Source organism: Streptomyces sp. NPDC002156 (assembly GCF_053593675.1).
In genome coordinates, this window is sequence record NZ_JBSFDA010000150.1 from 1 (window position 1) to 25,141 (window position 25,141).

Here is a 25,141-nt window from a genome sequence, read left to right on the forward strand (position 1 = left end):
TGAGGACGAGGCCGTTCAGGCCGAAGCGGGGGTCTGGGGGCGGCAGCCCCCAGGGGACGGGAATGGGTAGGGGCGGCGGGGGCGAAAGAAACTCACTCCCCCGGCACCACACACGCCCCCTTCGCCCACCACTCCGGCAGCATCGCGATCGCCTCGTCGCCCAGCGGGTTCACCCCGGGGCCGGCGGCGAGCGAGTGGCCCACCAGGACGTGCAGGCACTTCACCCGGTCCGGCATTCCGCCCGCGCTCGGGAAGCCCTCCAGGACCTCGATCGCGTCGCGGCGCGCGATGTAGTCCTCGTGCGCGGCCCGGTAGGCCGCGGCCAGCTCCGGATCCGTCGCCAGACGTTCCGTCATCTCCTTCATCACGCCGTTCGCCTCCAGCGTGCCGATCGCCGAGGCGGCCCGCGGACACGTCAGGTAGTACGTCGTCGGGAAGGGCGTGCCGTCCGGCAGCCGCGGAGCCGTCTCCACGACGTCCGGCTGACCGCAGGGACAGCGGTGCGCGATCGCGCGCAGCCCGCGAGGCGGGCGGCCCAGCTGCTGCTTGAAGGCCTCGACGTCCGCGTCGGTGGGCTCGGTGCGCGGGGTGGGAGGCGGGGGCGTTTGCATGCCTGTACGTGTATCTCTCTAGTCAGTTCACTTCACTGGTTCACGGCGTCGGCCCGGCCGCCGGACCGGTCGGCCTTGTCCACGCCGTCCCAGACGTTCGCGTACCAGGGCCGGTCGGCCGCGCCCAGGTCGGCGCGCGACTGCTTCGCCGCGTCCGGGTCGATCACGACGTACCCGGTCTCGCCCGGCAGCACATAGTGCAGCCGCTGCCGGATCTGCTGCTCCGCGTACGCGTCGTCCTGCCAGCGTGCCTTCTGGTCGCGGAGCTGCTCGACCCGCTGCCTGGCCTGGTCGCGTTCGCGTTCCAGCTCGGCGATGTCGGCGCGCTGGGAGACGTACTGCCTTATCGGGTAGGCGAGGGCCACGATCAGCGAGCACAGGACCAGGGCGAGCAGGGCCGCCCGGCCGGTCAGGCGGGAGCGGCGGGCCTGGCGCTTGGTCTGGGAACGGTAGACGCGGGCCGCCGTCTGCTCGCCGAGCAGCTTGATCCTGGTCGCGGTGGAGAACCGGTCCCGGTCCTTCACTGCCATGTCGTCCCGCCTCCCCGAACAGCTGCGCTTGTACGTACGTACGTCCCCGCACACGGTACGGGACCGGGTACGGGGACGTACGTACGACGCTGCCTAAGCCGCTACAGCTACCTCTACCTCTACAGCTGCCGCTCAGCCCTTGAAGCGGGGGAAGGCGCTGCGACCGGCGTACACCGCCGCGTCGTCGAGGATCTCCTCGATGCGCAGCAGCTGGTTGTACTTGGCGACGCGGTCCGAGCGGGCCGGGGCGCCGGTCTTGATCTGGCCGCAGTTCACGGCGACGGCGAGGTCGGCGATGGTGACGTCCTCGGTCTCGCCGGAGCGGTGGGACATCATGCACTTGAAGCCGTTGCGCTGGGCCAGCTCGACGGCGTCCAGGGTCTCGGTGAGCGAGCCGATCTGGTTGACCTTGACGAGCAGGGCGTTGGCCGAGCCCTCCTCGATGCCACGGGCGAGGCGCTCCGGGTTGGTGACGAAGAGGTCGTCGCCGACGATCTGGACCTTGTCGCCCAGCTTGTCGGTGATGGTCTTCCAGCCGTCCCAGTCGTCCTCGTACAGCGGGTCCTCGATGGAGATGAGCGGGTACGCGGAGACGAGCTCTTCGTAGTACTCGGTCATCTCGGCGGCCGTGCGGGACTTGCCCTCGAACTCGTACTTGCCGTCCTTGTAGAACTCGGACGCGGCGACGTCGAGCGCGAGACCGATCTGCTCACCGGGGACGTAGCCGGCCTGCTTGATGGCCTCGATGATGAGGTCGAGCGCGGCGCGGTTGGACTCCAGGTTCGGGGCGAAGCCGCCCTCGTCGCCGAGACCGGTGGACAGGCCCTTGGTCTTCAGCACCTTCTTGAGGGTGTGGTAGATCTCCGCACCCCAGCGCAGCGCCTCGGAGAAGGACTCCGCGCCGATCGGGGCGATCATGAACTCCTGGATGTCCACGTTGGAGTCCGCGTGGGAGCCACCGTTGAGGATGTTCATCATCGGAACGGGCAGCAGGTGCGCGTTCGGGCCGCCCAGGTAGCGGAAGAGGGGGAGGTCGCTGGCCTCGGAGGCGGCGTGGGCGACGGCGAGGGAGACGCCGAGGATGGCGTTGGCGCCGAGCGAGCCCTTGTTGTCGGTGGCGTCCAGGTCGAACATCGCCTGGTCGATCAGCCGCTGCTCGGTGGCGTCGTAGCCGACGAGCTCCGGGCCGATCTGCTCGATGACGGCGAGGACGGCCTTCTCGACACCCTTGCCGAGGTAGCGGTTGGGGTCACCGTCGCGCAGCTCGATGGCCTCGAAGGCTCCGGTGGAGGCGCCGGACGGGACGGCGGCACGACCGGTGCTGCCGTCATCGAGGCCGACCTCGACCTCGACGGTGGGGTTGCCTCGCGAGTCGAGGATTTCCCGGGCTACGACGACGTCGATGGACGGCACGAGCATCTCCTTCTGGGATGTGACGCGGGTACGCGGGGCTTTTTCGCGGCCCTGCGGGATGAGCCTAACCGGCCGAGGCCGATCGGCCAGCCGTCCGACCACCCCATGGACGGAACATGGACCGAACCGAGGGTAAACATTGTTCCTCAGGGAAACAAAAAGCCCCGCTCCGGTGCGTACGGGGGAACACGCACCGGAGCGGGGAGCCCCGTGGGGGACGGGGGTGACCCTCACGAGGCCTTCACTATGGAGGGCACGGATGTGAGGGCGCTGTGGTTCACCTTCGAGCCGACTGTTATTTGGGGGATGTGCCGGCGGGCAGGTGACCGGGGTCAGCTGAGGTGCAGCTGCTGGCCCGGGTAGATGAAGTCGGCGTCGTCGATGATGTCCTTGTTCAGCTGGAAGAGCTTCGTCCAGCCGCCCTTGACGTCGTGCGCCTCGGCGATCTCGCTCAGGGTGTCACCCGTGACGACCTTGTACTCGCCGTCGCCCTTCTCGACCTTCTTGCCGGTCGGGGTGGTGACGGTCTTCTTCGCGGCGGGCCGCTCCTGCGAACGGGAGGCCGACTGCTCGTCGGTGGAGCGGGTGGTGGTCTCGCTCGTACCGGTGCTGGTGCTCGTGCCGCTGTCCGAGCTGCTGCTGCCGCCGTCATAGGCGGCGCTCGACAGGCCCGTGCCGCAGACCGGCCAGGCACCCTTGCCCTGGCCCGCGAGGACCTTCTCGGCGATGGTTATCTGCTGGGACTTGGAGGCCTGGTCGGCGGTGGAGGCGTACGCCGAGCCGCCGTACGCGGCCCAGGTCGAGGCGGAGAACTGCAGACCGCCGTAGTAGCCGTTGCCGGTGTTGATGGACCAGTTGCCGCCGGACTCGCACTGGGCGACCGTGTCCCACTCGGCGGAGGTGGCGGCGGAGGCGGAGCCGGCCGCCAGCAGCGGAGCGGCGACCGCGGCACCGGTCACACCGGCGATGGCGACGACGCGGGTGGCCTTGGACGGACGACGGTGCTTGCCCTTACCGGAAAACAGCATGCGTGATCCCCTCACCGACGCCTGCGAGGTGAGCTGTCGGGTTCGGGCCGGTTGAGTTGCCCGGCCGTACGTCCGAGTCACTGGACGCACGACTTAACCCCAAGCCGCTCCGGCCAACTGCCCGGTGCGGCACTTACCTTGGGTCCCCCGCTCCTGCCTACGGCGCTTGAAAGCGACGACTGTTCCCGTTCGGCCGTTGGCAGGATTCGGCGTTGCGACCGGCGGGGCCCACTGTGGCGGGCGTTGACGACCGTAAACAGGTGATCCTCCGAAATACAAAGACGATCAGGGCTTCTGAGACCTATCTCTCACTGCATTTATAACGGACATTCAGCACGAAGCAGGACGTGAACTCCGGCTGCTTTTGCCCCGGTTAGGCACCGACTTCGAGGGTCTGACCGGGGAGGATGTGATTCGGGTCAGCACCGAGGAGGTCCTGGTTCTCGGCGTACAGCTCGGACCATCCGCCCTCGACGCCAAGGGAGTCGGCGATGCCACAGAGGGTGTCGCCGGGACGGACCGCGTACGAGCCCTCCGCGCTCTGCCCGGAGTTATCCTGTTCCTCATCCTTTGTCGCACCAGTGGATGAGTTGTCAGTTTCTTGTGGGGTTTCCTTGCTCGATGACGAGGGGGCCGAGGAGGAAGGGGTCGACTCGGCCGAGTCGGTCGTCGCCTTGACGGAGGGCGAGGACTCGGCGGACTCGACCGAGGGCGAGGCGGAGGGCGTGGGCGACGCCGAGGTCGAAGTCGACTTCGGCGTCGAGGACGAGGACGATGCGTCGCCCTCCTCCCCGGCCACGCCCGTGTCGACGTCGGCCGCACTAGTGTCCTTGCCGAGCCCGGACAGCAGCGCGCAGGCCTCCCAGGCCCCGGCGCCCTGGTCGGCGAGCACGCTCTCGGCGACGGCGATCTGCTGCGAACGGCTGGCCTGGTCGGCGCTCGGGGCGTACGCGAGACCGCCGTACGCCTCCCAGTCCGCCTGGGTCAGCTGGAGCCCGCCGTAGAACCCGTTGCCGGTGTTGGCACTCCAGGCGCCGCCGCTCTCGCACTCCGCGACCCTGTCCCACGTGGTGCCGCTGGCCGCACTCGCGCCGCTCGCGGCGAGCAGCGGGATGGCGAGGGCGGAGCCGGTCACGCCGGCCGCGACAAGCAGAGCCGGGGCCTGACGGGGGCGACGGTGACGTCCGTTCCCGGAGAGCATGCGGGTGCCTTTCACGAGACAGCGGGGGTCGGTGCGACGGATGCCGACGAACGCCGCCAGTGCGTCGCACTAGTGCTCGAACGTATCGACAGACGATCACTTGTCACAAGTTAATGCCGCGCAGATCACGTGAAGATCACATTGTTGAGGGAGTGTCACCTTCCCGTGATCTTCTACGGCACCACTGGTGGCGTATGCCCCGATTCGCGAACCGGCGCGAACTCGACGGGCAGGGTGCGCAGTCCACGCATGATGAGCCCGCCCCGCCATCGCAACTCGCTCGGCTCCACGGCAAGTTGGAGATCGGGGAGACGCGTGAGGAGGGTGGCCAGCGCACTCCGCCCCTCCAGGCGGGCGAGCGGGGCGCCGAGGCAGTAGTGGATGCCGTGGCCGTATCCGAGGTGTTGATTGTCCCGGTGGCCAAGATCAAGGACGTCAGGATCGGCGAACCGCGCCGGGTCCCGGTCGGCGGCGGCGAGTACGACAAGGACGGGATCGCCGACCGCGATGTCCTGCCCACCGATGCTGAGCGACTGCGTGGCGAACCGCCAGGTGGCCAGCTCGACGGGGCCGTCGTAGCGGAGGAGTTCCTCGATGCCGGTTTCGAGGAGGGCGGATTCCTTGAGGGCAAGGGAGGCCTGGAGGCGCGCACGCTGCTCAGGGTGAGTAAGCAGGGCATACAGCCCATTCCCTACCAAGTTGACTGTGGTCTCAAAACCGGCGAACAGCAGGATGAAGGCCATGGCTGCGGCCTCGTTCTCGGTGAGGTGCTCGCCCTCGTCGGAGGCGCGGATGAGCCCGGAGATCAGATCCTCACCGGCTTCGGGTACGTCGGTCAGCGCCTCGCGCTTGCGGTGGATCAGCTCGGCGAGATAGCCCCGCATCTTCTTCACGGACCGGGCGACCCCGCCCCGGGGCCCGCCCCCGTGCCGGATCATCATCCCGGCCCAGTCCCGGAAGTCGTCCTGGTCCTCGCGGGGTACGCCCAGCAGGTCGCAGATCGCGTAGATGGGCAGCGGGAAGGCGAACTCGTGGATGAGATCGGCGGAGCCGCGTGCCGCGAACCGGTCGATGAGGTCGTCGGTGAGTTCCTGCACCCGGGGCGCGAACTCGGCGACGCGGCGAGGCGTGAACGCCTTGGCGACGAGCCGACGGAGTCGTGTGTGATCCGGCGGATCGATGTTGAGCAGATGGGTCATGAGGTTGGCGCCGCGCTCACCGGGGATACCGGTCTTGCCCTTGGCCTGCGTGGGCTCGTCGTGATGGGCGGGGTTCTTGGAGAGCCGGGGGTCGGCGAGGGCCTGCTTGGCATCGCCGTAACGGGTGACCAGCCAGGCTTCGACCCCGCTGGGGAGCTTCGTCCGGTGCACGGGCGCGTGCTCACGGAGCCAGGCGTAGGCGGGGTAGGGATCCGTCGCGAACTCCCAGGTGAAGAGTTCGGGGGCGGGGGTCGGGGGTGTGGCGGGGGGCTGGTTGGTCACTGGGTGACGGTATCGGGAGGGTCTAGGGGCCTACCGCTGGCCCAGCGGATGGTGCGCAGCCACGCCCTGCCGGGCATGTCGAGAAGCCAGTCCTCTCCCACAGGAGCCCCGTCCTTCTCCCCGGTCACGTCGCGGTCCGACGTCTCAGGGATATAACCGGCCAGCCGGAGCACCCGGTTCACCATCACCGGATCCGTCAATCCCCCTGCTTCGAACCACTGCTCCGACCGGTCCGCAAGCAACCTCCCCAGCAGTACCGCCGCCAGACGGTCCCCTGCTTCCGCGGCCGTCTCCAGGAACGGCTCCGCCTCCCTGTGGTCTCCCCGCTTCACCAGCAGCTGCCCCAGCCGCCCTGCCGCCCCCACCAGTCCGGCTTCCGCCGCCCGCCGGAACCAGGCCTCGGCCTCCTCTCTCTCCTCCAAGCTCTCGGCAAGCCGTCCCAGATCCAACATGGCCCGCCCGTCCCCCGCCTCGGCCGCCGCCCGAAACGCCTCCCGCGCCCCCGCCACGACCATCTCGGAGTCGTACGCCGCATCAGCCCGGGCCGCCCCCAGGGCAACCCACCACACCGCTCCGTCCACCGCCGGAAGCGCCTCGTCCCGGGACGCGGTGTCCACCAGGTAGGAGGACGCCTCCCACCTGCTCGCGCTGCTTCTCCGCAGCATCCGCAGCACGCCGTCCCGCTTCTCCGCCGCCCAGGCCAGGGCGTCGTCCACGGACTCTCGTTCCAGACCGGCCACGGCCTCGTACGCCTCGTGCGCCTCCACGAGAAGGTCCTTGGGCAGCGGACCCCGCAGTCCGCACCGAGCCAGATCAACGGCCGCCCGGACCAGGGCGTACCCGCGCGGATGCCGGTCCGCGCGCCGAGCCCGCTGCCACTCCTCCCACAGCATCGGACCGACCGCGAGATAGGCAGCCACGCCCTCGGCCCCGCACCGGCGGGCAGCATCCGTCAGCCGAGGGTCCTCGGTCGCCCCCGCCCGCTTCCTCTCCCCGTGACTCCAGTCCCGGGGCAGTTCCACGATCTGCGCCAGGTCGAGCACCCGCCCCCGGGACAACCTGCGGAACTTGTCGTACGTGTCCTCTCTCATCGTCGCGATCACAGGAACCCCCTGTGCCGCCAACTGCGCCAGCAGCCTCGGCTCCAGGCCGTCGGCTCCGAGGTGACCGTCGAGGTCGTCGAGCCACACCGCGCAACGTTCGCCCGGCATGCCTCTCAGCAGGGCGGGCAGCCCTCGCAGGTTCTCGTGCCGGGCGGGCGCGAACACCCGTACGCCGGGGAGCACTCGGGCCATCGCCGCGAGCGCCGTACGCGACTTGCCGACATACGCGTCCCCCTGCACGACGACCAGCCCACCCTCCGAAGCGGCCGTCTCCACCGCCGAGTTGACCGCCGGATCGGCGTCCCGTTCGACGTACGGCGGCAGTTGAGGCAGCCCCTTGCCTCGCCGCGTGGGCCGCACCCCGTACGCCAGCGGCGCCATGCTCTCCGCCGGCGGCCAGTCCACCGACCCGGGCCGAGGAGCGGCACCCGGCGCCTGCTGGACGTGCTGTACACCGACGAACTGCCCGTTGACGGTGATCCCCTGGAAGTCGAAGCGGTCGCCCGGCGTGGCGGGCACCGGAGCGGGTGCCGGTTCCTCGGGCCGCGCGGGCACGTCGAACTCCCTGATGAGGGCGGCGAGTTCGTCGGAGCCGTCCACGTCCCACGCGTCGGCGAGGCCCTCGCTCAGCCGAAAGCGCCATTCCAGCTTCCCGGACCCCGTACGAGGCCCCAACGGCCCTTTCAGGCTCTGGAGTTCATGGACCCATTCGTCCTGCCCACGCAGCGTGAACCACTCCACGAACCGGTCCCGTACCCGCTCCCACTCAGCCGACCTGAGCCCATCGACCAGTGTCCTGGCACCCTCGGCCGCCAGCTCGTTCATCGAGCGTTCCACTCATGCCCCCACGACTCAACACCACCGTGGGACAACGGTACTGACAAACCGTCGGAGCGATCAGGCCCCCGTCACCCTCCCCCGTCACCCTTCCCCAGTCACCTCCGCCACCCCTTCCCGCACCCGCACCGCATCCCGATAAGCCCGCGCAGCGACCCGCAGCGCCGCCTCCGGATCCACGCCCTCCGCCTCCGCCCGTACCGCCAGTTCCAGCAGCTCGTACCCGATGCCCTCGCCCTGGGGCAGCGGGACGTCCAGGGCCGCCGTCCGCACCCGCGACGCCAGCTTCGCGGCCAGGGCGAGGCCCGGCTGGCCTATGGGCACACCGTCCGTCACCGACTCCCGCCGCTTCTCGACCGCCTTGGTGCGCAGCCAGTGCTCCTTCACCTCCTCCGGCGTCGTCGCCGTCTCGTCGCCGAAGACGTGCGGGTGCCGGTGGATCAGCTTGGTGACGATGCCGGCCGCGACGTCGTCGATCGAGAAGGGGGCGGTCCCGTCCTCCTCGCTCCCCTCCTCCGCGATGCGCGCGTGGAAGACGACCTGGAGCAGCACGTCCCCCAGTTCCTCGCGCAGCTCGTCCTGGTCGCCCTCCTCGATCGCCTCGACGAGTTCGTACGCCTCCTCGATGGCGTACTTCGCGAGGCCCTTGTGGGTCTGGCGGGACGACCAGGGGCACTCCAGGCGGATGCGGTCCATGACCTGGACGAGGTCGAGGAGGCGGGCGCCGGGGAGGTCGTAGGAGGCGGGGAGGAGTTCCAGGTCGGGCATCCGGACGCGCCCTGAGCCCGCCAGGCGCGCCAGGCCGTCCGTGAGGGCCGGGTCGCCCTCGCCCGTCGTGACGACCACGACCGTCCGGCCGCCGGCGCAGGCGTCGATCAGCGCTTCGGCGGTCGGGGAGGCCTCCTCGACCGATATGCCGGCTTCCCGGAGGTACGGCAGCTGCGGATGCCCGCCGTCCGCGCACAGCACCCGGTCGGCCGCGTGCAGCGTCTGCCAGGCGGGCCAGGACAGCAGGCCGGGCGCGACCCGGTGGCTGGTGGTGAGCAGGACGACACGACCGGGGTCGGTCCCCGTCTCCGGAGCGGTCTCGAAGCCGCTGGTTGCGTTCACCATCCGAACGTAACGCACGCCACCGACAGCCCCAGAGTTATCCACAGGCCAGGGGCCCCGGGCCCCATCGGCGCCCGCACACCCGTACGGACAACCGTTACGCCGTAGCCGTCACGCCGTGCCCTGCGCCGCCTGCGCCGCCGTGATCTCCCGTACCCACGGCGTCTTCGCGTCGACGCGGCTGCTCTTCTGGACGTCCCAGGTGCCGTAGCGCGGGTTGAGGTCGACGTCGAGGGTCTTCGAGGCCTCGGACATCGCCTTCCAGAAAGTGGCCTGGCCGTCCGTCGTGTTCATGTCGGCGCCGAGTACCGAGGCCAGTTTCTGGGCCGTGATCTCGGTGTGCAGGCTGTCGTCGAGGTGGGCCGGAGCGACGCCGTACTGCTGGAGCCAGGCCGTCTCCAGCTCCTTCGCGCCGCCCGCCTGCTGCTCCAGGGCGGCGCGCAGGCTCTGGACGTCCTTGCGGGTCACGGTCACGCCCGCGTTCTTCGCGGCCTGGTTCAGGACGCGGTCGAGGACCATGGTGTGCAGGGTGTCCCGGGTGAGGCTGCCGGTTCTGGCGACGGTCTGCGCGTACTGAGCCTGGTCCGGGGTGGCCGCCCGCTGTGCCGCGCGTACCTCGTTCACCCTGCTCTCCAGCTGCGAGACCGTGATCCGCTGCCCGCCGACGACGGCCGCCGCGCCGGGATGCGCGTCGTTTCCGCAGGCGGTGAGAAGGGGTGCCGCCGCGACGATCGCGGCGGAGAGGAAGAGCGCGGTGCGACGACGGCGGTGCAAGGAGGCCTCCCGAGGAGCGCTTGTGCGACGGTGCACAAAGTCTTGCGGTGATCGATGGTAGGCAGTGGCCGGGCTCCGGCCAAGCCATTCGACCAACGATTCACCGGGACTTCAGGCACCGCCGCGCTCCCCATGGAAGCTTTGCCCGCCTCAGCCGGTGATCGCCACCGGCGCGTCCCACGCGTCGCGGTCCACGGTGATCGTGTAACCGCCGCGCGTCTCCTTGCTGTTGACCAGGTACTGATGGGCGCGGCTGTGGTTGGTCCACTGCGTGGCGCCGAAGGGCCAGTCCGCGGTGGTGGTGTTCTGCTGGTCCCACAGCGCGTACCACATGTTGCCCGGCAGGTCCGTCCGGTCGGTGGCCTGGGCGATCGCCTTCGCGCTTGAGCTGCGGAAGCCGTAGAAGCCGGTGCGGTACGTCTTGGCGTGCAGCGCCTTGTCGAAGGCGCGTACGTACGTCAGTACGGCGTCGTTGCACGCCTTGTTCGTGATGTCGTACGACTCCATGTCGAGGTAGACCGGGCTGCCGGCCTTCATGCCGAGCGCCGAGGCCTTGGTCACCGCGTCCGCCGCGTCGTGTGCGCCGAGGGAGGCGGCCGTGGCGGCGGTGAGCTTCTCGGGGCTGGAGCCGGTCTGGCAGGACGGCTGGGCGCCGACGTACAGGGGGACGAGTTTCCAGCCCTGGGCGCTGACCGACTTCACCCAGGACGCGGTGAGGTTGGGCTGGGCGCAGCCGCGGTTCCTGCCGCCGATGTAGACGGCCGCGGCGCCGTAGAAGTTGTTGGTGCGCCAGGCCTTCATCGCGGCGAGGGTGGGTGCGGCGCAGGTGTCGAAGGCGCGGCCGGTGTAGGTGCGCTGGGCGGGCCAGGTGGTGGCGGCCATCGAGGTCTGCGCGGCGAGCCCGGCCCCGGCGACGACGGCCGCGCCGGCCACCGCCCAGGTGAGATATCTGCGCTTCTTGGACTGCCGGTGACTGGACACCACGTACCCCACCCCTGGTTCTGCGACACGAAAGCAGGTCGCAACGTAACCGGCGGCGTTCCCCTGTTCGGGAAACACCGGCCCCAGGGGGCCACAAGATTCCCTCACGGCACGGCAAAATCCGGCCACTGGCCGGTTTGGCCAACCCGTACCTACCCCCGCACCTGTCCCAGCCACTCCAGGGTCCGCCGGATCTCCGCCGCCAGTGGATGCCCGGGGCCGCGCAGGCGGTCCACGTCGTGGAGGAGGCGGGCGAGGGTGTCGCGGGCGGCGGTGCGGTCGCCGAGGGCGAGGAGGAGGTGGCCGATGCGGCGGCGGACGTCGAGGGAGAGTTCGGGGTCGCCGGCGACGTACTGGTTCTCGTAGTACGGCAGCAGGGCGCGGTACTCGGCGAGGGCCGCCGCCGGTTCGCCGAGCTGTTCGAGGCACTGGGCGGCCTCGTAGCGGAAGCGCAGCGACTGGGGGTCTGCCTGGCCGGCCTCGGCGGCGCGTTCGTCGGCGAGGCGGCGCAGTTCGGGCAGCGCGCGCCGGTACTGGCCGTCGTCCATGAGGGTGGCCGCGTACTGCTTGCGCAGGGTGCGGACGACCGGGGAGTGCTCGCCGTGCTGGTCGGCGGCGGCGGGCAGGATCGCGCCGAGGATGTCGACGGCCTGGGTGATCCGGCCCTCGCCGAGGAGGCGCTTGACCTCGTCGACGGCTCCGGCGACATCGGGCCGTTCGGCGACCGGGGCGGCCGTCGGCTGCGGTGCGGGGGTGCGGGCGCGGTCCGGCCAGGGGGCGTGCGGACGCAGGAAGGGGCGTGTGGGGTCGAGGGGCGCTCCGGTGGGCATCCCGCGCTCCGGGAGGAGCAGCGCCAGGTGCTCGTACACCTCCTGCGCGGAGGCGGGCCGGTGCTGCGGGTCCTTGGCGAGCAGGCGCAGGACGAGCGCCTCCAGGGCTTCCGGCACCTCGGGTCTGAGGCGGCGCACGGGCAGCGGCGGCTCGTACAGGTGCCGGTGGAGCACCCCGAGGGCCGTCGAACCCGAGAACGGCACGTCCCCGCTGAGGAGTTCGTGGAGGAGTACGCCGAGTGCGTACAGGTCGGTGTACGGGCCGACCGCGCCGCCCATCGCCTGCTCGGGGGCCATGTAGGCGGGCGAGCCGATGGGCGAGCCGGTGTGGGTGAGGCGGGTCGTGTCCGTGTCCATGACCGAGGCGACGCCCAGGTCGAGGACGGTGACCGTGCCGTCCTGCTTCACCATCACGTTGCGCGGCTTGAGGTCGCGGTGGACGATCGGCACGGCGTGCACGGCGCTCAGCACGGCGCACAGTTGCGCGGCCACCGCGACCGCCCACTGCCAGGGGTACGGGTCGTGTTCGGCGAGGTGGTCGGAGAGGTCGGCGCCGTCGACGTACTGCATGACGAGGAACAGCTCCTCGCCCTCACTGCCCGCGTCGTGCACGGTGACGAGCCCGGGATGGTCGACCTGCGCGGTCACCCGACACTCGCGCACGAAGCGGCGGCGCAGTTCGTCGGCCTCCTGGCCCGCGACCTTGTCCGGCCGCAGCAGTTTCACGGCCACCCGCCGGTCGAGCCGCTGGTCGTACGCCGTCCACACCTGGCCCATGCCGCCCTGCCCGATGAGGGTGGACAGTTCGTACCGGTCGGCGATGACGCGTCCCGTCGTCCCCACGCTCACCGTCCGCCCTCGTGGCTGCCATTGCCGTGGCCGTTACCGTCGTGCTTGCGCAGGTAGTCGCTCAGCTCGTCGAGTTCGGCGCGCACCTGGTCGATACGGGCGGGCGCGGGGCGCTGCGCCGGGGGCGGCGGAACGGGGCCGGGGCCAGGGCCGTGGGAGACGGGCGGCTGGGGCGCCGGAGCCTGGGGCTGGGGTATCGGTGTGTGGGGCATGGCGGGCACAGGGGGATGCTGCGGTCCGGTCGGCATGGCCGCGTACGGCGACATGGGCGGGGGCGGGTAGCCGTACCCGGAGGGCACGGTCGGGGCCGAGGCGGGCGCGTAACCGGCGTACTGCCGCCGTTGGCTGTCCACCGTCCGGATGTCCATGACCAGGAAGTACACGCTGCTCAGGGCGCCCAGGATCATGACGGTGGCGAGGGCGATATTGCCCCTGGTGTCGCTCTCCTTCAGCGTGCCGACCACCGCGAAGCACACGATGGACAGCGGCAGACTCACCCATGCCGCCGTCCAGTTGAACCACCGGCCGCGCAGCATGGCAACCCGGAACAGCGGCACGCACGAGAGGAAGCCGCACGTGAGCAAGCCGGCCGCGGTGAAGAGCACGCGCAGGGTGATGACGGTGTTCTCGCTGCGGATGGGCGGCGGCGCGCCGGGGCCGTACATGACTGCTCCTGGACCGGGTGATGCCGACGGGGACGGACGTACGAGGATACGAGCGACAGGTACAAGTGACAGGTCGGGTGTCGGAGTCCGAGCGTATAGGCCGACACCGACAACGGGTCCGGGTTGTACCGAACCGTTGTCGTGACCGTTGTGCCGCCGATCGCGGCACGTGAGCCGTCGGGCGTCATCGGAACGTCAGTCGGGCGCGACGGTCCCGTCGGTCAGCCCGTCGTACATGCCCCGCACGAGCTGTCCGCCGAGCCGGCCCGCGTGGCGCAGGGCCTCCTCGAACTCGGCGAGTGCCCTGAACCGCGCCCCGTAGCGCCGCTGTTCGTCCAGTGTCAGCCGGGGCAGCTGCAGTCGGCGCACGTCGAGCCGGGTCGCGGTGGACGCGTAGCTGCTGGCCTGCCGGTTGTTGGCGGTGCCGCGCAGGAACCCGGCGAGGAACCACGGGTCGAGGGCGTCCGGATCGGGCCGCAGGAGGACGAGGCTGCGGCCGAGAACGGCCCCCGCGGTCGCGTCGTCGACCACGCGCGCGACGGACCCACCGCCGAGCACCGGGACGACCACATCGCCGGCCTCGACGAGCACGGCCTCCTCGTCGCTCTCGGGCAGCGTCCCGGAGGGGGCGGTTCCGGCGAGGACGTCGTGGTCGGTGAGCACGGGCACGCGCGCGTGGCCGCCGTTTCCGCCCGTACGCATCACCAGGGCGCCCCCGCGCGCGAGTTCACCGATGGTGATCAGCGGCCAGCGCCCGGCCTGCCCCTCGGCGGGTCCGGTGGGTGCGGGCGGGGTGAGATCGGCGGTCAGCCGGAGCGTCTCGCCGAGGCGTTCCCGTACGTCGCCCAGGTGCTCGCCGTCGCCCGCGGCAGCCGGGGGGAGATGGCGGGCGGGGGCCAGGTCGACGTCGTCGTCGAGGAGTTCGATGACCGGCACGGAACGCGACACCCCCGGCTGCTCTACCGCCGTACCGGCCCGCTCGAAAGGCCGCCAGGCGCCGAGGACGGCGGTGCGCACGGTCTCCCAGTCGAGCCCGCCCCGTCCGGTGTGCTCGGCGACGGTCCCGGTGTCGGCGAGCAGCACCTCGGGCTGCGCGGGCGCCTTGTCGGGCCGCCGCAGCACCCACAGGTGCAACGGGATGTTGTACGGGGGTGCCGCGCCGACCGGCAGCGCGATCACCGCGCGCAGGGCCCCGCGCCGCAGCAGATCGGCGCGGATACGGCGCCCCGAACGCCGGGAGGCCGCGGCCGGCGGCATCAGCAGTACGGCGGTGCCACCGTCCCGGAGCCGCGCGAGCGCGTGCTGCACCCAGGCCAGCTCGGACTCGTTGCGCGCAGGGAAGCCGTACTCCCAGCGGGCGTCGTACGCGAGTTCGTCGTGCCCCCAGTTCCGCTCGTTGAACGGCGGATGGCAGAGCACGACATCGGCCCTGAGCCCGGGGTAGGCGTCGGCCCTGAGCGTGTCCCCGACAGCCGTACGCACGACCACGTTCCGCCCCTGGAGCGCGAGCCGGAGCGCGGTGAGCGCGGCCAGCTCGGGGGCACTGTCCTGCCCGTACAACTCCCGCTCGACCTCGTCCCGTTCGGCCTCCCGCGCGCCCGGCACGGGAACGGCCCGCAGCAGCGCCCCGGTCCCACAGGCCGGATCGAGCACGGTACGCGCCGCCCCGGCGAGGTCCCCCATGAGCCGGGCCAGCTCGGCCGGCGTGAGCGTGTACTGCCGCGGATTGGCATCAAGATGCCGCCCGACCAGAAACTCGTACGCCTGCCGCGCTCCCATCTCTGCGGCGAGTTCGGCAACACCGCGGAGGAGGGGGACGGAGGGGAGGAGTTCGGGGCCGGTGGGGGTGTGAACGGCGGGGGCGGCGGGGGCGGTGTGTACGCCGGCCGCGGCCGGCGAGGCGTGAACCCGGGGCGGCGTGTTCACGGCACCCGGGGTGTTCACACTCGCCGAGCCGGAGGGGTCGCCGGATGAGGTGTGTACACCACTCGGACTGTTCACACCCCCCGGCCCGTTCACACTCACTCCACCCCCCACCCCCGGCGGAGTGTGAACACCCCGAACATCAGTCGGACTGTGAACTCCTTGCGCGACGGGCGGCGTGTGAACCCCCCGGCCCGCACCCTGCCTGTGAACACCGCGCTTCCCGGCGACGCCGAAGCGCGGGACGATCACCTGCTCCAGTGTCCCGGGGAGACGGGCGGCGAGCCGTTCGTCGGAGACCGCGCCCAGCTCCAGCCAGACGGTCGGGCGGTCATGGATGAGCAGCAGGACGCAGCCCGCGTGGACGAGGGCGGTGGCCGGGCCCTCGGGGTGGCCTACGAGTTGTTGCCAGACGCGTTCACGGAGGGGTACTTCGGCGAGTTTGCCCTGGCGGCGGAGCCAGGACTCGACCTCGGCGAGGGCGAAGGCGGGGCTGGTCTCGGTGCCGCCGACCGGCTTGGGGAAGTCGGCGTGACGGCGGCGCCAGTTGCTGACGGCGGCGCGGCCGACGCCCGCGAGCCGTGCGATGCCGGCGGCGGTCACTTCCGTGGCGTTGTCCTGCACGCGCCGCGCTCCCCTCGTTCCGCGCACGGCCCCGGCGTTCCCGTGTACGGCTCTGGTCACCCATACACAGCCCTGGTCGTGCAGCCCTCGTTTCACGTGTGACGCCGAGCATAGCGGCGTACGCAAGATCTACCCATTCACGGCCGTGTACATAAGTCATCGCGTGAACCGTGTTGACTCGGTTCACACGCTCTGGTCTTATTGACCCAGCGAACGAGCGGGCCGCCACAAGAAGGCGGTCACGCCGTAACGGGGAGGGGACTGTCATGGGTATGAAGGGCAAGGTCGCGCTGGGGGCCGTCGTGGGGATCGTCGTCATCGGGGTCGCGTCGGCGACGTCCGGGGGCGACGGGGACGGGGGTTCCGGGGGCAGCGGTGACAAGGGGTCGTCGGCGTCGGCGGGGCAGAAGCCCGGGGGCGGCGGGTCAAGCACGGACTCCGCGGACGGCGCGGACAGCGCGGAGGTCGCCGACAAGGTGGTCGCGATCGAGGGGGACGGGGACTTCCAGGTCGGCAGTGACGTCAAGCCCGGTACCTATCGGACCAGCGGGAACACCGACGACATGTGCTACTGGGAGCGCGCCAAGGACGCCTCGGGCGAGATCGACTCGCTGCTCGCCAACGACAACGTCAGCGGCACCAGCTATGTGACGATCCTGGCGACCGACAAGCTCTTCAAGTCCAGCGGCTGCAAGGACTGGGAGGCCGTCGACCTGAAGGCGAAGGGCACGCCCGCGGCGAAGATGGCCGGCAACGGCGGCATGTTCAGGGTGGGCTCCGACATCGCGCCGGGGACGTACAGGTCCACGGGCAACGCCGACGACCTCTGCTACTGGGAGCGGTCGAAGGACGCCTCGCACTCGGTCGACTCGATCGTCGCGAACAACAACGTCAACGGCACCGCCGTCGCGACGATCAGCGCCTCCGACGGCTACTTCAAGACGACGGGCTGCAAGGACTGGGTGAAGACGGGCTGACGTCCCGTCCCCGTTCCGTTCCCTTTCTCCGCCCTCTCCCTCCCCCTCCCCCCTCCCCCCTCCCCAGCCGGACGGCGGTGGCGCAGCGCCGGGGACCGCGCCACCGCCGCCCGCATTTCTCAGCTCGGCTCGTCACTTCTCAGCTCAGCTCGTCCCTCACCAGGAAACCTCGAAGGAACTGCCATGCGCCGAACCACACTCGCCGCCCTCTGTCTCACCGCCGTCACCGTCGCCGGAGTCGCCGGCTGTCTGCCCGGCGAGGACAAGGCGGCCGACAAGACAGCGGACAAGACCGCGGACAACGCGGCCACCAAACCGAAGGGCCCGTTCGCCGGACTGACCGGCGGCGAGATAGCCGAGCGCGCGCTGACGGCGACCTCGGGTGCCTCGTCGCTCCGTATGACGGGCGATGTGCCGGACGACGAGAGCGGCGGCACGATCCGGATCGACATGGCGCTCGACAAGCGGGGCGAGTGCGCCGGGACGATGAGCTTGAACGGGGAGGGCAAGGCCGACGTCGTGAAGACCGGCACCACCCTCTATATGCGGTACGACGAGAAGTTCCTGCGGGCGCAGAGCGACGGCTCGTCGAAGGAGGAGACCGACGGGGTCGTGGCCATGCTCGCCGGGAAGTGGACCAAGATGGCCGCGACCGGCGCCGACGCCAAGGACATCGCGGGGTTCTGCGACCTGGACAGCGTGCTCGCCGACTTCAAGGACGCCCAGTCCGGCGGCAGCGCCGGCGCCGCGTCCGACACCGACGCGACACGCGGCGCCACGACCACCGTGGACGGTACGCCGGCCCTCGTCGTCAACGAGAAGGACGGCAAGGACAGTTACACGCTGTACGTCGCCACGCAGGGCAAGCCCTACATCCTCCGGCTCGAGAGCAGGTCCGCGAAGGACCCGGGGACCATCGCCTTCAGCGAGTACGACAAGCCGGTCGCGGCCAAGACGCCCACCGGCGAGATCCTCGACCTGGACGCGCTGGGCGGATAGCGGCCCCCACCAGTCACAACTGGTGCCGCATCCACACATTGGGCTCCACGTACACCCCGTACGCGTGTTCGGGGTCGCACCGTACCGGCGCCAGCGCCCCGGGCACCTCCACCTCGCCCTCGCGGTCGAAGGGCAGCCCCGTCCAGGCGCGCCACTCCTCCAGTGAGGCCGCGATGCACATCGACGCCGGTGCCATGGCGACAATCGTGGCGCCGGCTCGGACGTGCACGCGCAGCCACGGGTCGTGGGGCAGTCCGTCCACGCGGACCCGGTACGCGTACTCGGCGATCGGGGTCCGTGGCTCCAGGTGCTTGGCGCTGGGCCGGACCGGGGCGACGACCTCGCGGAATCCGTGCGCGGCGGCGTTGTCCCGCATCGCCGCGAGCAGACGTCCGGACAGTCCCGTGCCCTGCGTGTGCGGGGAGACAACGATCGAGATCGCGCTCACCGTGTCGGGACGGGTCCCGGCGCGCAGGTCCTGGAACGCCCAGACCAGCACCTGGTCCCAGCCACGGGCGGGCAGTTCGCCCCGCCCGTCGGCGGCGAGTGCGAAGGGCACGGCGTAGGCGTGGGCGACGACCTCGCCCCGCTCGTCCTCGGTGAACAGGACGTACTCGGGGAGTTCGGTGGCGATCCGGTCGTAGTGGGCGTTGCCCGTGAAGTCGTGCTGCATGAACTCCGGCCAGGTGTCGGGCATTTCGACGACCTGGCGATACATCTCGGGGCGTTCGGCGAGGGACGAGACCTTCAGCTCCATGGAGAGTCACGGTAGCTGGATCGGGGCTGCGCCCCCAGCCCTGCGCGGCACTATCCAGCTCCGCCCGGCACCATCCAGCCCCGCCGGCACCATCCAGCTCCGAGTGGGCGCTACCCAGCCCCGGCCCGCATTTCCAGCCCGTCCGGCGTTTGAGGACGAGGCCGTTCAGGCCGAAGCGGGGGCCTGGGGGCGGCAGCCCCCAGCAGACGCCCACACCAACGCCGGTTCACCAACTCCCCGGCCCCAAGACTCAGCTCGCATGGAACCGCGCGGGCGCCTCCGTCGGATTACCCCCCGTCGGCAGCTTCTGCCCATCACACCCCGACAGCACCTTCTTCATCGCGACCTTCTCCGCCTCCGTCACCCACAGCTCGTACTTCTTCTTGACGGCGACCTGGTTGGCGACATACGTGCAGCGGTACGCCTTGTTCGGCGGCAGCCACGTCGCCGTGTCGCCGTCACCCTTGCTGCGGTTGGTGCTCGCGTCGACGGCACGCAGGTTGAGCGGGTCGTTGGCCAGAGCTATGCGCTTGCTGGCGTCCCAGTACTTGGCGCCCTTCTGCCAGGCGTCCGAGAGGGCGACGATGTGGTCGATGTCCACCTCGCTGCGGCCCCGCGTGAAGGACACGTCCTTGCCGCTGTACGGGTCCGGCTCCAGCTCCCCCGAGGCCACCTTGCAGTCGTCGCCGCTGCGGAACTTCACGTCGGCCAGGTCCCGTTGGAGGATGTCGTCGCGGGTGTCGCACTTGTTGGAGTCGGTATCCGCCCACGCACTGCCGAACCGGTCCCGTTCGTACCCCGTCTTCGGCGCCCGCCCCTTCACGGTCAGCGAGTCGACGGCGGCGAGCGCCGCACCCCCGCCACCACCGCCCCCGCCGGCCGCACCACTCGCGCTCTCCTCGGGCCCGGCGGACCCCAGGGTCGTACCGTCGCACCCGCCGACAGCGAACCCCACCACGAGTACGACGGCGGCGACGCCCCCACCCCTCACACGCATCACGCTGCGTCCCTCCCCTGCTCCCCGTGCACGGAATTCCCATGTGCGACTGTTCGACCTGTTTTCCCTGGTCGACAGGCTAGCGGTCGGGCTTTCCGCACCACAGGGGCGCCCACCGGCACTCAAGGGGCGTATTCCGCATACCGGGCGTATCGTCGTTGCTGACTCACCTCCGGAAGGAGCTCTGGATGGGCATCTTCGACAAGATCAAGGAGCAGATGCGCGGCAAGGCGGGACAGAACGCCTCCGACACTGCGGAGAAACAGATCAACAAGAAGACGGGCAACAAGTACGAGAGCCAGGTCGACGACGCTCAGCAGAGGGTCGAGGGCACGATCGGCATGGACCGTGACCGCGATCCCAACAGGCCCGACCAGCCCTAGCCCCGGAGGTCTCGAAGACCCCACCAAGTAACGGAAGCCGTCCGCGGATGCCAACCTGCCGCGGACGGCTTCTCCGTAAGTCCCGTATGCACCAGGAAAGTTCGTATGTACTAGGACTCTAGGACCCCAGGATCGAAGCCAGGAACTCCCCGGTCCACCCCAGCAACTCCCGCCCGACCAACGGCTTTCCACCGACCTTCGCGGTCTTGGGGCGGGGTACGAGGATCTGGTGGGCGGCCGGCTTGATGACCGTCCCGGGATACAACCGCTTCAGCCGCAGCTCCTGCGACTCCCTCAACTCCACCGGCGCGAAACGGATGTTGGTGCCCTGGAGCACGATCTCGCCGACCCCGCAGGCCCGCGCGAGCATCCGCAGTCCGGCCACGAGCAGCAGGTTCTCGACCGGCTCGGGCAACTTGCCGTAGCGGTCGACGAGTTCCTCCCGTACGGCCTTGATGTCGGCCTCGGTGTTCGCGGCGGCGATGGCACGGTAGGCGGCCAGGCGCAGTCGCTCGCCGGGGGCGTAGTCGTGCGGGACGTGGGCGTCGACCGGCAGCTCGATCTTGACCTCCAGCGGCGCCTCCTCCTCCACCGCGCCTTCCAGGGAGGCCCGGTAGTCCGCGACGGCCTCGCCGACCATCCGCACGTACAGATCGAAGCCGACTCCCGCGATGTGCCCGGACTGTTCGCCGCCGAGAAGGTTTCCGGCGCCGCGGATCTCCAGGTCCTTCATGGCGACGTACATGCCCGCGCCCATCTCGGTGTGCTGGGCGATGGTCGCGAGCCGCTCGTGCGCGGTCTCGGTGAGCGGCTTCTCCGGCGGATAGAGGAAGTAGGCGTACCCGCGCTCCCTCCCTCGCCCAACTCGCCCGCGCAGCTGGTGGAGTTGGGACAGACCGAAGTTGTCGCCGCGCTCCACGATGAGCGTGTTGGCGTTGGAGATGTCGATGCCGGACTCGACGATGGTCGTCGACACGAGGACGTCGTACCGCTTCTCCCAGAAGTCGACGACGACCTGCTCCAGGGCCTGCTCGGACATCTGGCCGTGGGCGGTCGCGATCCGCGCCTCCGGGACGATTTCCCTCAACCGAGCCGCCGCCCGGTCGATGGACTCGACCCGGTTGTGGATGTAGAACACCTGGCCCTCGCGCAGGAGTTCACGGCGGATCGCGGCGCCGATCTGCTTCTCCTCGTACGGGCCGACGAAGGTCAGCACCGGGTGGCGCTCCTCCGGCGGGGTGGTGATCGTCGACATCTCGCGGATGCCGGTGACCGCCATCTCCAGGGTCCTGGGGATGGGGGTGGCGGACATGGTCAGCACATCCACGTTCGCGCGCAGCTTCTTCAGCTGCTCCTTGTGCTCGACGCCGAACCGCTGCTCCTCGTCGACGATGACAAGCCCGAGGTCCTTGAACTTGGTCTCGGAGGAGAAGAGTCGGTGCGTGCCGATGACGACATCCACCGAGCCCTCCCGCAGGCCCTCCAGGGTGGCCTTCGCCTCGGTGTCGGTCTGGAAGCGGCTCAACGCCCGTACGTTGACCGGGAATTGGGAGTAGCGCTCACCGAAGGTCCCGAAGTGCTGCTGCACCAGCAGCGTCGTCGGTACGAGAACTGCCACCTGCTTGCCGTCCTGGACCGCCTTGAACGCGGCGCGAACGGCGATCTCCGTCTTGCCGTAGCCGACGTCGCCGCAGATCAGGCGGTCCATCGGGACCGTCTTCTCCATGTCGTCCTTGACCTCGGCGATCGTGGTCAGCTGGTCGGGCGTCTCGGCGTACGGGAAGGCGTCCTCCAGCTCGCGCTGCCAGGGCGTGTCCGGCCCGAAGGCATGTCCGGGCGCCGCCATCCGAGCCGAGTACAGCTTGATCAGATCGGCGGCGATCTCCTTGACGGCCTTCTTGGCGCGCGCCTTGGTCTTCGTCCAGTCGGCGCCGCCGAGCCGGTGGAGGGTGGGGGCTTCGCCACCGACGTACTTGGTGATCTGTTCGAGCTGGTCGGTGGGGATGTAGAGCCGGTCGCCGGGCTGGCCGCGCTTGGCAGGCGCGTACTCCACAACCAGATACTCACGAGTGGCGCCCTGCACGGTCCGCTGGACCATCTCGATGTACCGGCCCACACCGTGCTGTTCGTGCACGATGTAGTCGCCGGTTTCGAGGGTCAGCGGGTCGATGGTCTTGCGGCGCCGGGCGGGCATCCGGGCGCCGTCCTTGCCGGCGGCCTTCTGCCCGGAGAGGTCGGTCTCGGTGAGCACGGCGAGCTTGAGAGCCGTATCCACGAACCCGAAGTCGATCGAGCCGCACGCCACATGCACGACGGACGGCGTCAGGGAGGTCAGGTCCGCCTCGAGGCGGGCCGCGATGCCCTCCCCGCCGAGCACCTCGACCGTACGGGCCGCCGGGCCGTGCGCCTCCGTGACGTACACCGTGCGCCAGCCGTCCGCGAGCCAGCCCTTGGTGTCGGCGAGCGCCTTCGCGGTGTCGCCGCGGTAGGTCTCGGGGGCGTGCATGCCGAGCTTGAGCGTGTCCGCGTCGAGCTCTTCATCGGCGGCGAAGGGCGAGACCGACCACCACATCATGTCCAGCTCGCGCGCCCGGTCCCGTACGTCCGCGATGGACCACAGGGAGGCCGCGCCGACGTCGATGGGCGCCTCGCCGCCACCCGCGGTGGCCGCCCAGGAGGCCTGGAGGAACTCCTGCGAGGTCGCCACAAGATCCGCGGCCCGCGTCCGCACCCGCTCCGGGTCGCATACGACGGCCATGGAGCCCTTGGGCAGGACGTCGAGCAGCAGTTCCATGTCGTCGACGAGCACCGGGGCGAGGGACTCCATGCCCTCCACCGCGATCCCCTCGGCGATCTTGCCGAGCAGTTCCCCCAGCTCGGGGTGGGCCTCGGCGAGGGCCGCGGCCCGTTCCCGTACCTGGCCGGTGAGCAGCAGCTCGCGGCAGGGCGGCGCCCACAGCCCGTGCTCGGCGACTTCGAGGGACCGCTGGTCGGCGACCTTGAAGTACCGGATCTCCTCGATGTCGTCGCCCCAGAACTCCACCCGGAGGGGGTGCTCCTCGGTGGGCGGGAAGACGTCGAGGATGCCACCGCGTACGGCGAACTCGCCCCGCTTCTCGACCAGCTCGACGCGCGAGTACGCGGCGGCGGCCAGCGCCTCGACGACGGTGTTGAGATCGGCCGTACGACCGGTCCGCAGCGCCACCGGCTCCAGGTCGCCGAGCCCCTTGACCTGCGGCTGGAGTACGGAACGCACGGGCGCCACGACGACGGAGACCGGGCCGGTCTCCGGGTCGTCGGTGGTGGGGTGGGCGAGGCGGCGCAGTACGGCGAGGCGGCGGCCGACGGTGTCGCTGCGCGGCGAGAGTCGCTCGTGCGGGAGGGTCTCCCAGGCCGGGTACTCGGCGACCGAGTCCGCCGGCAGCAGGGACCTCAGGGCGGCGGCGAGATCCTCGGCCTCCCGGCCGGTCGCGGTCACGGCCAGCACCGGGCGCCCGGCCTCCCGGGCCAGCGCGGCCACGGCGAAGGGGCGCGCGGCGGGCGGTCCGACCAGGTCGACATGCATCCGGTTGCCGCCGCCGGCGGCCTTGACCGCTTCCGCGAGGGCGGCGTCCTTGACGACGACGTCGAGCAGACCGTGCAGGCTCATGAGGGGGCTTTCGTGAGGGGTTCGTCAGGGGTGGGCAACGCGAACACCCGGCCTCGTACGACGGGCCGGGGGGTCTCCAGCGTACGTCGCCGCGCCCGCCCGTGCGGTGCCTGTGGACAACGCCCGCCCCGCCGCCCCCGGGCGCCACTCGCACGGTGATCCGGGTCGGTGATCTCAGGTGGTGAACTCACGCGGGTCGTACGCGACCATGGCGAGCCGTCCCGGGGCGGTCCAGCCCAACGCGGAGCCGAGCGGGTTGGTGACCTCGCGGCGGCCGATGACCTCGATGCCGGTGTCGGCCGTACCCATCCACAGGGCGCCCTCCTCCGTGGAGGCGAACCAGCACGGTCCGCCGGAGTAGGCACCCCAGACAGTGTTGAAGTTGAAGGCCTGCGGCCGGGCGCTGTCGATGATCAGATTGGCCCGGTCCCGGAGTTCGAACGTCCAGTTCTTCCGGTCCAGCGTGTAGTGCCAGAGGTTGGAGTCCGACGGGCCGACGGAACAGTTGGCGACCAGGAGCGCTCCGTCGCGTACCCCGAGGTCGTTGATGCCCCGCTGCGCCTCGGGGTTGAAGACCCGCTGGGACAGGATCTCGCCGGACGGGATCTCCACCACGCAGACGTAACCGTCCTCGGAGCCCGTGACCACCCGGGCCACCCGGGGCGAGTCCGTCACCTTGTCGACGGCGTTGATGTCGTGCAGCCCCCAGGGGTTGACCGGCGTGGGATTCCGCAGGTCCACCGAGCGCAGGAAGGTCAGCCGGCGCCGCTCCGGGTCGTGGGCCCACACGGAGAGGAAACCGCTGCTGTGCCCCACGGCCAGGCTCCCGGTGGCACCGGCACGGACCGCGTATCCGCTGGTGGCAGCCCCTAGGGAGGGGTCGTGGGCGAACGTACCCACCAGTGCGAGACCACTCCAGTCGTCACCGGGGGCCTGCCAGAGCGCCACCGAACGGTCGTCGTTGGAGGAGACGAGCGACCGGCCCGGGAGCCGCGCCACCATCCGCACCCCCTGTGCCGCCGGGCTGTTGACGGACCGGTTGATGAGCGGACCGTCGGTGACGGACGTCGTGAACCCGAAGACGCGCAGGGTGCCGTCCCAGCAGCCCACCGCGAAATGGTCGGCGTCCAGCCAGGCCAGCGACTGGGCCATGCTGTAGCGGACCCCGGAGTCGGTGATCGGTAGATCCATCTCCGGCCCGAGCAGTTCCTGCCGTGAGCGCAGCACGGCCGGCATCGGCTGCGCCACGGACGCTGTGCTCTCCACGTTGCCCAAGCTGTCCACGCCCCCCATTTACCCACGAACCCCGCCCCCGTCCCGGACACGGCAGGCGGCGGCCCCGGTGAGCATCGAGCACGCTCACCTCTTGCCCGCACTGCCTGCGGCAACGGGGGGGCAGGCGGCCGAAGAGGATCTTCA

At 70.5% G+C, this 25,141-nt stretch carries 20 protein-coding genes and 1 riboswitch; of the genes, 3 read left to right on the forward strand and 17 right to left on the reverse strand.

Annotated features, from left to right (window positions below; genetic code table 11):
- Positions 1-92 precede the first annotated feature (92 nt).
- The 13 genes from ACWCRB_RS38685 to ACWCRB_RS38745 all read right to left on the reverse strand — a co-directional run bounded on the left by ACWCRB_RS38685 (position 93) and on the right by ACWCRB_RS38745 (position 15,960).
- A complete protein-coding gene (locus ACWCRB_RS38685) occupies positions 93-611 on the reverse strand; it encodes a DUF501 domain-containing protein (protein ID WP_451000533.1) in 519 nt (172 codons plus the stop codon).
- Between the two features lie 32 nt (positions 612-643).
- The gene (locus ACWCRB_RS38690; RefSeq protein WP_451000534.1) at positions 644-1,141 is read right to left on the reverse strand and encodes an FtsB family cell division protein; all 498 of its coding nucleotides are present in this window, start codon (positions 1,139-1,141) and stop codon (positions 644-646) included.
- A gap of 132 nt (positions 1,142-1,273) precedes the next feature.
- Positions 1,274-2,554, reverse strand: coding sequence for a phosphopyruvate hydratase (gene eno, locus ACWCRB_RS38695; RefSeq protein ID WP_235478068.1), 1,281 nt, complete (start codon positions 2,552-2,554; stop codon positions 1,274-1,276).
- Between the two features lie 332 nt (positions 2,555-2,886).
- Positions 2,887-3,582, reverse strand: coding sequence for a transglycosylase family protein (locus tag ACWCRB_RS38700; protein ID WP_451000535.1), 696 nt, complete (start codon positions 3,580-3,582; stop codon positions 2,887-2,889).
- A 3-nt stretch (positions 3,583-3,585) separates the two neighbouring features.
- Positions 3,586-3,757, reverse strand: a riboswitch (cyclic di-AMP (ydaO/yuaA leader).
- A gap of 198 nt (positions 3,758-3,955) precedes the next feature.
- A complete protein-coding gene (locus ACWCRB_RS38705) occupies positions 3,956-4,783 on the reverse strand; it encodes a transglycosylase family protein (protein ID WP_451000536.1) in 828 nt (275 codons plus the stop codon).
- A 173-nt stretch (positions 4,784-4,956) separates the two neighbouring features.
- On the reverse strand, positions 4,957-6,264 hold the full coding sequence (locus ACWCRB_RS38710) for a cytochrome P450 family protein (protein ID WP_451000537.1): 1,308 nt from the start codon (positions 6,262-6,264) through the stop codon (positions 4,957-4,959).
- Entirely contained in the window at positions 6,261-8,192 is a 1,932-nt protein-coding gene (locus tag ACWCRB_RS38715) for a hypothetical protein (RefSeq protein WP_451000538.1), read from the reverse strand. Before ACWCRB_RS38715 ends, ACWCRB_RS38710 begins: the two co-directional genes overlap by 4 nt.
- Positions 8,193-8,288: 96 nt before the next feature.
- Positions 8,289-9,317, reverse strand: a complete 1,029-nt coding sequence (locus ACWCRB_RS38720; protein ID WP_451000539.1) for a nucleoside triphosphate pyrophosphohydrolase — start codon at positions 9,315-9,317, stop codon at positions 8,289-8,291.
- A 108-nt stretch (positions 9,318-9,425) separates the two neighbouring features.
- A complete protein-coding gene (locus ACWCRB_RS38725) occupies positions 9,426-10,088 on the reverse strand; it encodes a SurA N-terminal domain-containing protein (protein ID WP_451000540.1) in 663 nt (220 codons plus the stop codon).
- A 150-nt stretch (positions 10,089-10,238) separates the two neighbouring features.
- Positions 10,239-11,069 (reverse strand): glycoside hydrolase domain-containing protein, encoded by an 831-nt coding sequence (locus ACWCRB_RS38730; protein ID WP_451000549.1) that lies wholly within the window; start codon positions 11,067-11,069, stop codon positions 10,239-10,241.
- A 152-nt stretch (positions 11,070-11,221) separates the two neighbouring features.
- Positions 11,222-12,703 (reverse strand): protein kinase domain-containing protein, encoded by a 1,482-nt coding sequence (locus tag ACWCRB_RS38735; RefSeq protein ID WP_451000550.1) that lies wholly within the window; start codon positions 12,701-12,703, stop codon positions 11,222-11,224.
- A gap of 41 nt (positions 12,704-12,744) precedes the next feature.
- Positions 12,745-13,413 carry a hypothetical protein gene (locus ACWCRB_RS38740; RefSeq protein ID WP_451000541.1) on the reverse strand — a complete coding sequence of 223 codons (669 nt, stop codon included), beginning with the start codon at positions 13,411-13,413 and terminating at the stop codon, positions 12,745-12,747.
- A 195-nt stretch (positions 13,414-13,608) separates the two neighbouring features.
- Entirely contained in the window at positions 13,609-15,960 is a 2,352-nt protein-coding gene (locus tag ACWCRB_RS38745) for an N-6 DNA methylase (protein WP_451000542.1), read from the reverse strand.
- Positions 15,961-16,226: 266 nt separating this feature from the next.
- Between ACWCRB_RS38745 and ACWCRB_RS38750 the strand changes: the two genes are divergently transcribed.
- Together ACWCRB_RS38750 and ACWCRB_RS38755 are read left to right on the forward strand one after the other, a co-directional pair.
- Positions 16,227-16,937 (forward strand): hypothetical protein, encoded by a 711-nt coding sequence (locus tag ACWCRB_RS38750; RefSeq protein WP_451000543.1) that lies wholly within the window; start codon positions 16,227-16,229, stop codon positions 16,935-16,937.
- Positions 16,938-17,120: 183 nt separating this feature from the next.
- On the forward strand, positions 17,121-17,936 hold the full coding sequence (locus tag ACWCRB_RS38755) for a hypothetical protein (protein ID WP_451000544.1): 816 nt from the start codon (positions 17,121-17,123) through the stop codon (positions 17,934-17,936).
- Between the two features lie 13 nt (positions 17,937-17,949).
- Here the strand turns inward: ACWCRB_RS38755 and ACWCRB_RS38760 are convergent, their stop codons facing one another.
- On the reverse strand, positions 17,950-18,693 hold the full coding sequence (locus tag ACWCRB_RS38760) for an N-acetyltransferase (RefSeq protein WP_451000545.1): 744 nt from the start codon (positions 18,691-18,693) through the stop codon (positions 17,950-17,952).
- A 250-nt stretch (positions 18,694-18,943) separates the two neighbouring features.
- A complete protein-coding gene (locus ACWCRB_RS38765) occupies positions 18,944-19,690 on the reverse strand; it encodes an HNH endonuclease family protein (protein WP_451000551.1) in 747 nt (248 codons plus the stop codon).
- 188 nt (positions 19,691-19,878) lie between these two features.
- Between ACWCRB_RS38765 and ACWCRB_RS38770 the strand changes: the two genes are divergently transcribed.
- Positions 19,879-20,073, forward strand: a complete 195-nt coding sequence (locus ACWCRB_RS38770; RefSeq protein WP_451000546.1) for an antitoxin — start codon at positions 19,879-19,881, stop codon at positions 20,071-20,073.
- Between the two features lie 118 nt (positions 20,074-20,191).
- Here the strand turns inward: ACWCRB_RS38770 and mfd are convergent, their stop codons facing one another.
- Positions 20,192-23,722, reverse strand: coding sequence for a transcription-repair coupling factor (gene mfd, locus ACWCRB_RS38775; protein WP_451000547.1), 3,531 nt, complete (start codon positions 23,720-23,722; stop codon positions 20,192-20,194).
- 174 nt (positions 23,723-23,896) lie between these two features.
- Positions 23,897-24,988: a hypothetical protein gene (locus ACWCRB_RS38780; protein WP_451000548.1), complete on the reverse strand. Its 1,092-nt coding sequence runs from the start codon at positions 24,986-24,988 to the stop codon at positions 23,897-23,899.
- Between the last annotated feature and the right edge of the window lie 153 nt (positions 24,989-25,141).